The organism is Gordonia ajococcus, assembly GCF_012974285.1.
Lineage (GTDB): Bacteria > Actinomycetota > Actinomycetes > Mycobacteriales > Mycobacteriaceae > Gordonia > Gordonia amicalis.
Map to the genome: position 1 here is coordinate 1480142 of NZ_CP052884.1, position 13148 is coordinate 1493289.

A 13148-nucleotide genomic window follows, 5' to 3' on the forward strand; every position below is an offset into this window, starting at 1 on the left:
GGGCGGGCCCCGGTTTATGGGTTCTTCGCGGCCACGATCGCCGCACGCACCGCTTCGAGGCACTCCGCGCCGTGTGGCTCGCCGACGCCGAGGTGATAGCTGCCCGGGCGACCGTCCTGACCGGCGAAACCGGTCACCGCGAACCCGTCCGCCGACTCCGGTGTCTCGACCGACGCGACGGCGAGCGGCACCGACAGCGCCGAGATCCCGCGGTTCGCCCCGGAGACGACGACCAGCAGGTGCGTCGGGTGCAGTGCGACGAGCGTCTGGTGCTCGGAGTCGGGATCGGCCGGGTTGGCGCGCCGCCCGAAGAGCTTGCCGGTCAGCGACGAGGACGGCGGATTGATGCTCCGGGTGATCCACGCGGGCAGGTCATCGGTGATGGTCAGCTGCCGCGACTCGGCGTGGTCACGCAGCGCCGCCGCGAGGTCAGCCGGAAGAGCGGACAGATCGGCGCGCACGGTGGTGCGCTGGTACGCGGGCCCCATGGTCGATCAATCTATCCGAGAGCGCGCCCTCTTCGAGATCTGCGAGCAGCGAGGACACGGTCTCCGCCGAGTCGGTCTTGTTGGTGCCGATGAAGCCCGACGGTCCACGCTTGATCCAGCCGGTCACGTACGTGCCCGGTACCTGTTCGTCGCCGTCGAAGACCCGCCCGGCGCGATGCGGGATGACGCCCTTTGCTTCGTCGAAGGGCAGGCCCGGTACGGGGACGCCGCGGTAACCGACCGAGGTCAGCACGAGTCCGGCCTCGAGGGTGGCGCTTTCACCGGTGGGTTCGATCACGGTCGCGCCCGCGTCGTCGACGATCACCCGGTTGCGGCCGACGACGACACCGTTCGCGCGTCCGTCCTGCCCGCGCACCTCGAGCGGAGAACCGAAGAACGCCAGCCTGATCCGACGCCCCTCTGGTTCACCGGCAGCGGCGCATTCGGCCAGGATGTCGAGTTTGGCGCGGATGGTCGCGTCGAGTTCGCCGTCCACCGGAGGCGACTCGAGATCGGCGGGATCGACCGTCACCGCGACACCGGAATCCACCAACCCGATCAGCTCGGGCAGCGTGAATGCGGCGTGGACGGGTCCGCGCCGTCCCAGAACGACGACCTCGCGCACCGACGACCGCTGCAGGGCGGTCAGTGCGGCCGGCGAGATGGGCGTGTCGGCGAGTGCGGCAGGGTCGGCGACGAGGATGCGTGCCACGTCGAGTGCGACGTTGCCGTTGCCGATGACCACCACCCGGTCGGTGGACAGGTCGACGTCGAGGTCGGTGAAGTCCGGATGGCCGTTGTACCAGCCGACGAACGACGTGGCGCTGGTGACGCCGGCCTGCTCGATCCCCGGCAGGTCCAGCGTCTTGTCGGTGGGGGCGCCGACGGCCCAGATGACGCCCGAATGACGTGCCCGGAGGTCGTCGAGCGTGATGTCGCGTCCCACCTCGGTGTCGAGCAGGATCTCCAGATTCGGGTTGCGCGCGATGTCGTCGAACAGGCGCATCACCTTGCGGGTGTGCAGGTGGTCCGGGGCGACACCGAAGCGGGCGAGACCGAACGGCCGGTCGAGGCGTTCGTACATCGTCACCGAGACCTGGGGATGGCGCAGCAGCTCGTCGGCGGCGTACATCGCCGACGGTCCGGAGCCGACGATGCCGACCGACACCCGGCGCTCGACCGCGAGTTGCCGCGGACGGTCGATCGGGGCGAGAGGGAGTCGTCGTGCGGGGTCCACGGGGAAACGCGCCGCACCGTCGACGGTGTCGCGGTATTGCAGAGCGTTGACCTCGGCGAACCGTTCCTGGCCGTCGGGCAGGCGATGGCCGGGCACGATTGCGCCGACTGGGCAGGCGCTGACGCATGCCCCGCAGTCGACGCAGATCGCCGGGTCGATGTAGAGCATCTCGGCGATGCCGAAGTCGGGTTCTTCCGGGGTGGGGTGGATGCAGTTGACGGGGCATGCGTAGACGCACGACGCGTCGCCGCAGCACGCCTGGGTGACGACGTGAGGCATGAGGGTCGGTTCGCTACCTGTGTGGAGGAGGGCGGATCAGGCCGGTGGGGGGTCAGGCTGCCGTGTAGGTCGGTTCGCTGCGGAAACGCGAAGGGCGACCGCTGATTCCGAGTGCACGCCAGAGCAGGCGCGACACCGGGTTCATCAGTCCGCTCTGGTCGGCGAGCATCCGGACGTCTCCGAAAACGTTGCGCAGGAAGCGCTTCGACTCCTCGGACCGCCAGAAGATGTCTTTCATGACCTCACGGGGGACGTCGAATTCCCGGGCGAAGGAACGTGGCGGCACCACGATTGCACCGCACAGGATGCGCATCGTCAGCGGCAGCATGAGTGACAGCAGGAAACGCTGGAAGCGGTTGCGCTGCGGGACCTGCTCGCGGATGAAGTGATGCGCGAACGAGATGTGACGCGCCTCTTCGGCGACGTGCAGCTGCATCACCGCGGCCATCGTCGGGTGCAGGCGGGCGCGGGTCCGCAGGAAGTCCTTCTGGATGTGGTCGATCGGTTCCTCACCGCCGAGTACGCCGAAGAAGAACACGATCGGGAAGACCGTCGACACGAGCGGGACGAGCGGCGAGATCAGCCGGTACCCGATCTTCGCGCCGGGAACGTCCATGCCCACGCGGTTCACGAACTCCTGGAACATCAGGGTGTGATTGCACTCCTCCTTGGATTCGTGCGTGGTGTACCGGAACTCGCGTGCGCCATTGGGGAGGGAGAAGCTGTACTGCATCAGGCCACGGATGAGCACCGACTCGAACTGCAGGCCGACCTTGGCGACGTTGGCCTGACGCCACATGCCGATCTCGATCTGCTTGCTCTCCGGCAGCTGCTGGTACCAGGGGTGACGACCGATCGGGTCGACCTCGTAGGAGAGGATCCAGCGCGGGTCGTCCGCGGTGATCGCCATGTGCGGCGCATCCCAGTCGATGTCGACGTAGGGGTCGAAGTTGCGGTGCACCGAGGCCGCGGACAGGTCGTCGAGCACCTGGCCGTAGTCGTGTTCGGAGCCCGTTTTATCGGGTTCGGGAACGTAGCGCGAGGGTGCGTCGCCGGTGGTGTTCGGATTCGTCAATGCTTTGGTCATCGTCGCGTCCTTCGAGGTGGGCCGGGCCATGTGCGGGTGGCCACAGCAGATGAGTCGAACGTATTTCGACGCTCCGCTATTTGTCAACACTCGATGTCACGTTCCGTGGTCCGACCAGGTCCGGTTCGCCCGCTGACCAGCCGAGACGGACGTAATTCGTTCGGCTGGTTTCACACGGTTGCGGACCGCTTCGCGCGTTAGAGTTACCGCACAATCCGTGCCACCCGACCTCATCGGAGGAAAGCGATGTCCCGTCGTGTCCCGTACGCGCCCGGTCCGCCGCCGCGCGCTCCACGGCCGGGACCCGGCGGCCTCGGGGACCTGACACCCGAACTCGTCGAGACCGACGTGTGGACCGACGCCATGGTGCAGGCGGCGGGCATCCCGGTCGTCGACGTCCCGTTCGTCACCGTGGGTTCGGGGATCGGTTCCTTCGTGACCGTCGACTATCTGCGGATCTGTGGCGTTCCGCTCGACCAGATCGCGGTCCTCGGTCCGCAGGACGTGCCGTGGCGCAGCTACGAGTACCTCACCCGGGTGTCACAGATCCCGCGGGGCGAACGGCTGCGGTCGGATTCGGCGTCGACACCCGACAACATCTGGGGATTCCCGTCGTATGCGGTCCGCGAGGCGTGGGCCGACAAGCAGATCAAGCCGCTGTGGAATGTGCTGGTGGAGCCCGTCTTCGCGAACTTCTACACCCCGAGAGCGGGGCAGGCGTTCGAGTCGATGGAGAAGGAGTGCCGGCGCATCGGCTATCTGAAGTCGCTGCACCGCGGGCAGGTTCGCATGATCCGACGCCGCGCGGGCGGCGGCTACTTCACGATCCTCACACCGCCGCAGGGGAGTTCGCCGACCAAGCGGGTCGCCTTCCGCAGCCGCTGGGTGCATGTGGCGATCGGCTATCCGGGAATCAAGCTGCTGCCGGACCTGCAGGCGTTCCGCGAGACCTATCGCGACGCCAGCAAGGTCGTCAACGCCTACGAATCGCACGAACACGTCTACCAGTCGCTGCAGCGCAAACCGGGCACCGTCGTCATCCGCGGCGCCGGGATCGTCGCATCCCGTGTGCTGCAACGCCTGATCGACGACCGTGATGCGCTCGGCCTCCAGACGCAGATCGTGCATCTGTTCCGCACCTACTACGACAAACCCCACGGACCGCACATCTTCATGCGGCGCAAGGGCAAAGACGGGTGGGCCTACCAGGGCTTCAACTATCCGAAGTCGGTGTGGGGTGGGCAGCTCAAGGCGCGCATGCGCAAACTCGAGGGACACGAACGCGCCGAGGCCTACAAACAGATGGGTGGCACCAACACCCCGGTCCGCGACGACTGGCAGGAACAGCTCGCGCGCGGACGCCGGGAAGGGTGGTACCGGGTGGCGGTCGGCAGGGCCGAGAGCCTGGTGCCGGGTCCGGGCGGCCAGGGCGTGGTGACGACCGTGCGCGTCGACCCGCACGCCCCGATCCGACAGGAACACCGGCCGGACGGCACCTTCGAGCTGTACGCCGACTACGTCATCGACTGCACCGGGCTCGAGGCCGACGTGCGCGAACACCGGTTGCTGCGAGACCTTCTCGACCACACGGGCGCGGGGATCAACCCGGTCGGCCGGATGGACGTCGAACGCGACTTCGAGCTGAAGGGCACCCGCAACGGCGACGGGAAGCTGTACGCATCGGGCAGCGCCACACTCGGCGGGTACTTCCCGGGTGTCGACACGTTCCTCGGTCTGCAGATCGCCGCGCTCGAGATCGTCGACGATCTCGCCCGGCAGGGATTCTGCAAGCGCCTCACCCCGTGGCGGTCGACCGCCCAGTGGTGGCGGTGGATGAACAACAAGGGAGTCGACTGATGCTGCCCACCCTGTGGGGACGGATCCAGACCCGCGTGCTGGTGCTCGGCATCCTCGGCGGGTTGTGGACCATCGTCCTGGTGCCGTTCCTGTGGCTGATCTCCTCGGGTGATCCCACGATCTTCGACGTCTACCGCGTCGCTTTCACGGTGTTGTTCACGGTCATCGTGCTCGGTGTCGCCTGGGAGTTCGTCTACCACTTCCTGCAGCAATTCCGCTGGGAGAAGGACTGGCCCACCCTGTTCGGGCTGCTCACCGCGATCAACGAGGGCATCGTGGTGTGGCTGGTCATCGACGTGACCGGGCTGCTGCCCGAGGAGCTCCGGCCGTCGCCGTTCGTGTTCGCGGTCCAGTTCGTCACCACCTGGATGCTGGTGTGGGTGGCGGTCAACGGTCCGCTGCGAGTGATCTTCCCGCACTGGCGATTCCAAGGAGGACGGTTCCTGTGACCAGTCCGGGCGACATCCCGAGCGTGACACCCACGGTGACGCTGATCCCCGGTACCGGGATCGTGATCCGCAAACCCGCATTCCTCTGCCTGATCGCGGACACGGTGCCGGCCGCGTTCATCACCGACCTCCTCGACATCGAATCAGCGGTTTCGGTACCGGATTCCGCGCCCCGGCGCGGCCGTCATCTCGTCCGCGCGCTCGCGCAACTCGTGCTGACCGCCGACGAGCAGATCGACATCGCCTTCGCCGCACCCGACACCGTCGGGATCGCGATCTTCCTGTCGGGCAGGGTCTACGGGGAGACCGACGGCAAACGGATCGAGCCGCCTCCCGGCGAGACCTACGACAAGGCCGTCCCGTGGCCCTTCGAGGGGCTCGGCCTGTACCTCGAGGGGACCGTCCCGGCCGAGGTCGGAGAGGAACGATTCGACCTCGTCGACGGTGTCGTCCCCGCCTCCGGGGCTCTGCTGCACACGCCACTGGGTTTGCGCGGCACCGAATTCCATCCGCTTCCCGCCTCGTCGCGGATCCCGGCGCCCGAGCCGGAACCGCAACCCGAGGCGGAACCGCGGCCCGAGGCGTCCGCGCCGCAGCCCGAACCGGAACCGCAGCCCGAACCGGAACCGGACCAGATGGGGACGACCGAGCGGATGCGACCGGACGTCGACGAACTGTCGACGCCGGCGCATGCCGCGCCGGTGGCGGAGCCCCTGCCGTTCACCTCGACCCCGCTGGGCGGGACCCCGGTCGGGCAGCCGGGGGCCGGTGATCCACTCCCCACGGAGCCGATGCCGGCCGCGCCCGCGGTCCAGCAGTCGCCGTTCGCCCAACCCGACCCGTTCGCCGAACATGTCGAACCGCGGGCCCCGTTGCCGAAGGAAGAGCATCAGCGGCCCGCGACCGAGGTCGTGAAGATCGAGGCCTCACGGGCCAAGGTGCACGGAATCCGATGCTCCCGAGGTCATCTCAACCACCCGCAGTCGTGGCTGTGCGGGGTCTGCGGCATCCGGATGGATCAGCTGACGACCTTCCTCGTGGAAGGTGAGCGCCCGCCGCTCGGCTGGCTCCTACTCGACAACGGCTTCACCTTCCTGCTCGACGAGGACCTGGTCATCGGCCGCGAACCCGGATCATCCGGCGGTGGACGGGCCGGGAGCCCGAAACCGATTCGCGTCCAGGACGAGACCGGACAGCTGTCGCGCCGCCACGTCGAGATCCGGCTGGTCGAGTGGACCGTCCAGCTCGTCGACCTCGGTTCGGCGAACGGCACGTTCGTCGCCGACCCGAGCAGCGGGAACCGGGAGGTGCGCCTGCTCCCGCATCGTCCCCATGTACTGGTTCCGGGGTCGCATGTGCGTATCGGAGGACGCCACTTCATCTTCGAGTCGCACCATGCCCGAATCTGAGACGGCCAGGACCTGACATGGACAAGCACACGGTTGCGTTCCTTCTCCTGGATGTCGCGGTCATCATCGCGGTCGCCCGCGTCGGTGGGATGATCGCCCGTGCGGTGCGTCAGCCGGCCGTCGTCGGTGAGATCGCGGCCGGAATCGCGTTGGGGCCGAGTCTGTTGGGTCTCCTGCCGGGAAACTCCGACGAGTGGTTGTTCCCCGAAGAGGTGCGGCCGCTCCTGGGTGGGCTCGCGCAGATCGGTCTCGTGCTGTTCATGTTCATCGTCGGTCTCGAACTCGACATGCGACTGACGCGAGGTCGTGAGCGTGCGGCGGCGAGCATCTCGGCGTGCTCGATCGTGCTGCCGTTCGGACTCGGTGCGGCACTGGGGCTTCTGCTGTACCCGTCGCACGACACCGTCGGCGGAGTCGAGATCGAACGGCTCGGGATGGTCCTGTTCATGGGCGTCGCGATGTCGATCACCGCCTTCCCGGTGCTCGCCCGCATCCTCGCCGACCGCGGGATGATGCGGACCGTCCCCGGTGTCTTCAGTCTGGCCGCGGCCGCGGTCGACGACATCCTCGCGTGGACCCTGCTCGCGTTCATCATCGCGATCATCGAGGGCGGTGATCCGCTGGAGGTGGCCAAGATCGTCGGGATGACCCTGGTGTACGCGGCGGTCATGTTCGGCATCGTGCGCCCACTGCTGGTCAAGCTGGTCGAGTGGCGGGACTCGGCGGGACGTCTCAGCCCGGACATCCTGGCGGTCATCCTCATCGGCGTGTTCCTGTCCTCGGCGGTCACCGACGTCATCGGCATCCACCAGATCTTCGGTGCGTTCATGTTCGGCGCGGTGATGCCGAAAGTCGGTGCCGAGCAGTTGCACCGGGAGATCCTGGAACGGCTCGAACAGGTCAGCGTGCTGCTGTTGCTGCCGATGTTCTTCGTTGTCACCGGCCTGAGCGTGGACCTCGCGGGCATCGGGCTGTCGGGGCTCTGGCAGTTGGGTCTCGTGCTGGTCGTCGCGATCGCCGGCAAGTTCCTCGGCGCCTACGCGGGTGCGCGGGCCAGCGCGATACCCACGCGGCAGAGCGCGGCGATCGCCGTACTCATGAACACCCGGGGTCTCACCGAACTCGTGATCCTCTCGGCGGGACGCGACCTCGGCGTCCTCAGCGACGACCTCTTCGCGATGCTCGTGGTGATGGCGCTGGTGACCACGGTGCTGACCGAGCCGCTGCTCCGCCTGGTGTATCCGGACGTGGTGGTGGCGAACGACATCGCCGCGGCCGAGCGTCGAGCGCTGGCCGCCGCGACCGCACCGCGGGTGCTGGTGGTCCTGCGCGATCCCGGCGGCACGGTCGACGACCTGCGTGCACGGCACCGCCGGTTGCTCGATTGCACAACGGGTTACGACGTCGTGCTGGCGGGTCTGCTCACCGCGACGGACAGCCCGGCGAAGCGCCTCGAGGTCGGGGTGCCGGTGGTGCCCGACTTCGCGGCCATGGCGTCGGCCGTCGAGAAGCTGAACCTGCTCGGTGCCTCGCTGACCGGGGCCGGGTCGGTGTCGGTTCTGTGCCGGTTCAGCGCCGACCCGGCCACGGACCTCGACGCGATGACCCGAAACGCCAACGCCGACGTGATCGTCATCGACGCCGCCGATCGCGAGCTCGGTGAGATGCTGCGGGCGGCGCCGGTGGCGATCGTCGACGAGAACGTGTCGGCGGGTGTGGGACCCGGCCGCAGCGTCATCACCTGCGTGGTCGCCGACAACCGCAGCGGCCGCACTGCCGCCGTGGTGGGGGCGGGTCTGGCATTGTTCGGGTCGCGATCTCTCACGATCGTCTCCGCGGGCTCCCGTCGCCGGTGGCTCGCCGACCTGAGACCCGTTGTCGACCGCGGGGTCCGGGTCTCCCTCGTCGAACCGAAGCGTCACCGCGGTGAGGACGGCGCCTTCACGGTCGCCGCCGCCGACGACGCCACCCGCGGGCGTGGCTCGGACACTCCGGTGATCGTCGTCGACAACACCGAGACCAGCGAAGAAGCCCTGGGGGACCGGATGGCCACGCTGTACGCCGAGTCTCCGGCATCCGCCGACACCGCCGCGAACGCCACCGACACCACGCAGACCACCGACGCCGGATCTGCCGCGAAAGAGAGGCACTGACATGGCCACTGTCGAGATCCCGCAGCAGCTCGCGGATTTCACCGTGCTCCAGAAGCTGGGAGTCGGCGGCAACGGAACGTTCTATCTCGCCGTACCCCCCGCACGGCTGGGCCTGTCGACCGATCGCGTGGTGGTCAAGGTCTTCAGCGGCGTGTGCAGCGACGACGCCTACCGCCGAGGCGTGCGCGAACTACGTGCGTTCGCCGCGGTCGCCTCGCCCTACCTGGCCGGTCTGTACGACGCAGTTCTCCAGGGCCAGTTCATGTATGCGATGGAATACTTCCCGCTGGGATCACTCGGCACACCCGCGCGCCCCCTGAGCCGGGACGAGCGGCTCGCCGCGGTTGCCGACGCGGCGCGAGGCGTCGACGCCCTGCACGAAGCCGGCATCGCCCACGCGAACATCACGCCGTCGAGCATCATGGTGACCGAAACCGGCGGGAAGATATCCGATCTCGGGCTCGCCCGGGTTCTCGCGGCGGACGAACCGATCACGAGCTTCGCTCAGCCGGGTGCGGTGCAGTACATGGACCCGGCGCTCCTGGCGGGCGATGTGCCGTCCCGCGCGACGGACATCTGGTCACTCGGCGCCTGTCTGCATCGCGCGCTCACCGACGAGGGGGTGTACGGCCAGGTGCCCGACACCCAGCCGTTGCTGGCGATCCGAGCCGCCCTGTCGACGCCACCCGCACTGTCGGAGAACCTGAATCGGGACGAGCGCACGCTGATCGCCAATTGTCTTGCCCTGGCCGGAAGCCGGCCGTCGACCGCGCTGCAGGTCGCCGAGCGGGTCGACGCGCTACGGGGTCGGTGAGGCGGACCGTCGCTCAGCCGAGTGGTGCGGTGCGCCACCAGGCGTCGAGGATCTGACGACCCGAATGACCGGGCCACGTGGTGATCACCGTGTACGGCTCACGCGCCGGCGCGACGAAATTGGTGACGACCCAGCCGTCGGCGAGACTGTCCCGGCTCGACGACGCGGGACCGTCCCGCCACTGGATCTCGTCACCCGGATACCCCTCGAGCGCTGCGGTGACGGTGTCCCGTGCGATGGGTGTGGCCGTGTGCCAGACGACGTAGGTCACCTGCTCGGCGTCGGAGCACGTGATGGCGTCGAGGCCGTCGCGGAACACGGCCTCGCAGGCCGCATCCCGCCAGCCCTGCTGGTCGGGAGAATCGGGCAGCAGTCGCGGAAAGGCGTCGGCGATCGGCGCGACCGCCGGCGGCCACGGTGGTGGCGCGTTGCGGGCGCCGAGGACGATCACCGTGCCCACGCAGATCGCGACCACCACGAGCGCCACCACCAGTGGCGTGAGTGTCGGGCGTCGCGGTGGCGTGTCGGGTCTGTTCTGACGTGTCGGATGGTGGCCGGCGACGAGTTCGGTCGGCCGATCGGGATTCCACGCCGGCTGGAAGGCCCGCGGCGGTGAGCTGATCACCTCGGTCGGTGGCTCCCCGTCCGTGTGAGTCAGGTGGAGGGCGAGGTCGGCGGCCCGGACGAACTCCGCGCAGGTCCGATAGCGGTGATCGGGCTGCGGATCGAGAGCGCGGGCGAGCGCCGAGTGGAAAGCGGGGGATACCGCTCCCGTAATACGGTGTCTGGCAACCGAAGTGGTGCCGCTGAGCAGCTCGACGAGAATTCGGCCGACTGCGGCGACATCGGTTTCCGGGTGCGGGGTGTCCTCATCGTGGGCGGGTGGCGTCAGGCCGAAACCGCGCAGGGTGACGGCACCGGGGCCGGCGATGTCGGAGGCGGTGATCTCCGACGAAGCCGAATCCGGGCGGGCCGAGATCAGGATGTCGGCGGTCGTGAGGCCGCCGTGGACCAGCCCGCGGCGATGTGCGGCGTCGAGGGCGTCTCCGACGGCACCGATGATGCGCACCGCCAGGTCGATGTCGATGCCGTCGGGATGGCGTCGGATCAGTTCGGCGGCGTCGGTGGCGGGTATCGGCGCCGTGGCGACCCACACCCGGCCGTCGGTCAGTCCGTGGCCGGCGATTCGGGCGATCGCGGGATGTCTGGCGCCGGAAGCCAATTCATTGGAACGTGCGAACCAGTCACGAAAACGTGGATCTGCCGAACGCGCCGGGTCGACCACGGTGAGGACTACGGGTTCGGGTCCGGGTGGGCCGGAGGAAGGGGGACCCGACTGCACCGGGACCGCGCGACAGGTCGTGCTCACCGCGGATTCGTGGAGCACCCGTTCGATGCGGTGACCGGCGACCACCGAGCCGGGAACAACCGAGCCTCGCGCGGGCGAATCGCCGTGACTGGCATCGAAGGACACGCTTGGCTCCCGGTGGTCTGAGAGCTCGAATTGTACCGGCCGGGGCCGGCGCTATTCGGTGTTCGACTCGAACAGCACGGGTGCCGAATTGAACAGCATCACGATGAAGAACACCAGCAGGAACCAGGACCCGCCCTGCCACAGTTGCCATCGGCCACCGGCTTTCCAGACCCGGTACGTCCGCACCAGCATGGCGATCGCACCGATCAGGACCACGACCGGCGCGACGACGAAGAGTGCGTTCTGGAGAGACTGCGACGAGGCGTGTGCGACGATGAGGAGACCGAGACCGAACGCGACGGTGATGGCGATGTGGATCACGATCGCGCGAAAGTCGTTGTTGCCGTTCTTCGGTGTCGGGGAGTTCGGCGTCGGGGAGGTCATGATGACTCCCACGCTACACGCCGCTCGATACCCGGTGAGAAGGACTTAGTGCTCATTGCTGCCCGCGGTCCGCGGGAGCAGGATGAAGTGAGGACCGGCCCCCGGCCGGAGTTTGACGACCGGCCCCGGCCGGGGTCGTGACCAGAGGAGATGAGCGAGGGACATGAACGCGATACTCGTCGGTGTGGACGGTTCCGAGGCGGCCGAAGGCGCGGTGCGGTGGGCGGCGAAGGCCGCGGCGGCGGAGCGGCTCGATCTCAAGATCGTCGGTGCCTATGACGCGAGCACCAGCGACTACGCTCCCGGACTGATCATTCCGCAGGACGTCATCGACGCCATCCGTCAAGACGCGTCGGACGCAGTGCATGCCGCCGCCGCCGTCGCCAAAGAGGTTGCGCCGAACGTCAGCGTCGCGACCTCGATCGTCGACGGTGACGCTGCCCGCGTGCTGCTCGAGTTGGGCAAGGACGCTGCGATGATCGTGGTCGGCACGCGCCGGCTCGGCAGCGTGAAGGGACTGTTCCTCGGTTCGGTGAGCATCAGCGTCGCGGCCCACGCCCACGGCCGGGTGGCCATCGTCGCCGCCGGGGGATCGGACACCGGGCCGGTCGTGGTCGGTGTGGACGGATCGCCGATCAGCGATGTCGCGGTCGCCGAGGCGTTCCGGCAGGCGTCGCTGCGCAACGCGCCGCTGGTGGCCGTCCACACCTGGACGCCGCTGGACGCCGACGCCCTGCACGGCTACGGGATCGGGCCCGAGGAGGTCCAGCGGATGACCCAGGACGCGGTCGAGGTGCTCGCGGAGCGACTGGCCGGATACGCCCAGGACTACCCGGACGTCCGCGTGGAGCGGCACGTGCTGCCGGAGGAGCCGGCGAAGGCGCTGCTGGACGCGGCCGGTACCGACGCCCAGCTCATCGTCGTCGGCAGCCGGGGACGCGGCGGATTCCGCGGACTGATGCTCGGCTCGACCAGCCAGAAGGTGATGCACCAGGCCGAGTGCCCCGTGCTGGTGGTGCGCGGCTGACCAGGTGAGCTGCCTACTATCGACCCATGACGCTGAAGAGACTCGAGCTCTCGGTCGGGGAGCTCGCGCAGCGCGCGGGTATCGCGCCGTCGGCGGTCCGGTTCTATGAGGAACAGGGACTGATCTTCAGCCGGCGGACGGCCGGCAATCAGCGGCGCTACCACCGGGCGATGCTGCGGCGGGTGGCGTTCATCCGTGCCTCACAGGTCGCCGGCATCCCGTTGTCGGTGATCGGGGAGGTGCTCGCCGAACTCGGTGACCACGAGTCCCCGTCGAAGTCGATGTGGGAGGCGGCGTCGAAACGCTGGATGGACGACATCAACCATCGCATCTCCCTGCTGGAGAACATGCGCGACATGATCGGCTCCTGCGTCGGGTGCGGATGCTTGTCACTCGGGGAATGTCACCTGCTCAACCCGGGAGACGAACTGAACAAACTCGGTCCGGGACCGCGTCGTCTCATGACCGAGTGAACGGGAGTCGAGAAACC

The 13148-nt window shown here is 68.3% G+C and carries 12 protein-coding genes; 7 read left to right on the forward strand and 5 right to left on the reverse strand.

Annotated features, from left to right (window positions below):
• Window positions 1-14: 14 nt before the first annotated feature.
• Genes GAA2_RS06765 through GAA2_RS06775 form a run of 3 tightly spaced genes read right to left on the reverse strand, consistent with a single transcriptional unit; the run spans window position 15 to window position 3091 of the window.
• Window positions 15-488: a hypothetical protein gene (locus GAA2_RS06765; protein ID WP_159405172.1), complete on the reverse strand. Its 474-nt coding sequence runs from the start codon at window positions 486-488 to the stop codon at window positions 15-17.
• Window positions 430-2004, reverse strand: a complete 1575-nt coding sequence (locus GAA2_RS06770; protein WP_159405171.1) for a 4Fe-4S binding protein — start codon at window positions 2002-2004, stop codon at window positions 430-432. The genes GAA2_RS06765 and GAA2_RS06770 overlap by 59 nt, the downstream gene beginning before the upstream one ends.
• Before the next feature lie 52 nt (window positions 2005-2056).
• Complete coding sequence (locus GAA2_RS06775; RefSeq protein WP_159405170.1) at window positions 2057-3091, reverse strand: AurF N-oxygenase family protein; 1035 nt, start codon at window positions 3089-3091, stop codon at window positions 2057-2059.
• Window positions 3092-3337: 246 nt separating this feature from the next.
• On the opposite strand from GAA2_RS06775, the gene GAA2_RS06780 reads away from it, so the two are divergent.
• From GAA2_RS06780 to GAA2_RS06800, 5 genes are read left to right on the forward strand one after another with little or no spacing between them, the layout of a single operon-like run.
• Complete coding sequence (locus GAA2_RS06780) at window positions 3338-4948, forward strand: hypothetical protein (RefSeq protein ID WP_159405169.1); 1611 nt, start codon at window positions 3338-3340, stop codon at window positions 4946-4948.
• On the forward strand, window positions 4948-5397 hold the full coding sequence (locus GAA2_RS06785; RefSeq protein ID WP_159405168.1) for a hypothetical protein: 450 nt from the start codon (window positions 4948-4950) through the stop codon (window positions 5395-5397). The genes GAA2_RS06780 and GAA2_RS06785 overlap by 1 nt, the downstream gene beginning before the upstream one ends.
• Window positions 5394-6806 carry an FHA domain-containing protein gene (locus GAA2_RS06790; RefSeq protein ID WP_159405167.1) on the forward strand — a complete coding sequence of 471 codons (1413 nt, stop codon included), beginning with the start codon at window positions 5394-5396 and terminating at the stop codon, window positions 6804-6806. The genes GAA2_RS06785 and GAA2_RS06790 overlap by 4 nt, the downstream gene beginning before the upstream one ends.
• 17 nt (window positions 6807-6823) lie before the next feature.
• The gene (locus GAA2_RS06795; RefSeq protein ID WP_159405166.1) at window positions 6824-8959 is read left to right on the forward strand and encodes a cation:proton antiporter; all 2136 of its coding nucleotides are present in this window, start codon (window positions 6824-6826) and stop codon (window positions 8957-8959) included.
• Between the two features lies 1 nt (window position 8960).
• Window positions 8961-9773 (forward strand): protein kinase domain-containing protein, encoded by an 813-nt coding sequence (locus GAA2_RS06800; RefSeq protein WP_006437103.1) that lies wholly within the window; start codon window positions 8961-8963, stop codon window positions 9771-9773.
• Window positions 9774-9786: 13 nt separating this feature from the next.
• Here the strand turns inward: GAA2_RS06800 and GAA2_RS06805 are convergent, their stop codons facing one another.
• Both GAA2_RS06805 and GAA2_RS06810 read right to left on the reverse strand, forming a co-directional pair.
• On the reverse strand, window positions 9787-11247 hold the full coding sequence (locus GAA2_RS06805) for a serine/threonine protein kinase (RefSeq protein WP_159405165.1): 1461 nt from the start codon (window positions 11245-11247) through the stop codon (window positions 9787-9789).
• A gap of 51 nt (window positions 11248-11298) precedes the next feature.
• Window positions 11299-11631, reverse strand: a complete 333-nt coding sequence (locus GAA2_RS06810; RefSeq protein WP_006437101.1) for a hypothetical protein — start codon at window positions 11629-11631, stop codon at window positions 11299-11301.
• Between the two features lie 163 nt (window positions 11632-11794).
• On the opposite strand from GAA2_RS06810, the gene GAA2_RS06815 reads away from it, so the two are divergent.
• Both GAA2_RS06815 and soxR read left to right on the forward strand, forming a co-directional pair.
• Window positions 11795-12658: a universal stress protein gene (locus GAA2_RS06815; protein WP_006437100.1), complete on the forward strand. Its 864-nt coding sequence runs from the start codon at window positions 11795-11797 to the stop codon at window positions 12656-12658.
• Window positions 12659-12684: 26 nt separating this feature from the next.
• The gene (gene soxR / locus GAA2_RS06820) at window positions 12685-13131 is read left to right on the forward strand and encodes a redox-sensitive transcriptional activator SoxR (protein WP_006437099.1); all 447 of its coding nucleotides are present in this window, start codon (window positions 12685-12687) and stop codon (window positions 13129-13131) included.
• Window positions 13132-13148 lie beyond the last annotated feature (17 nt).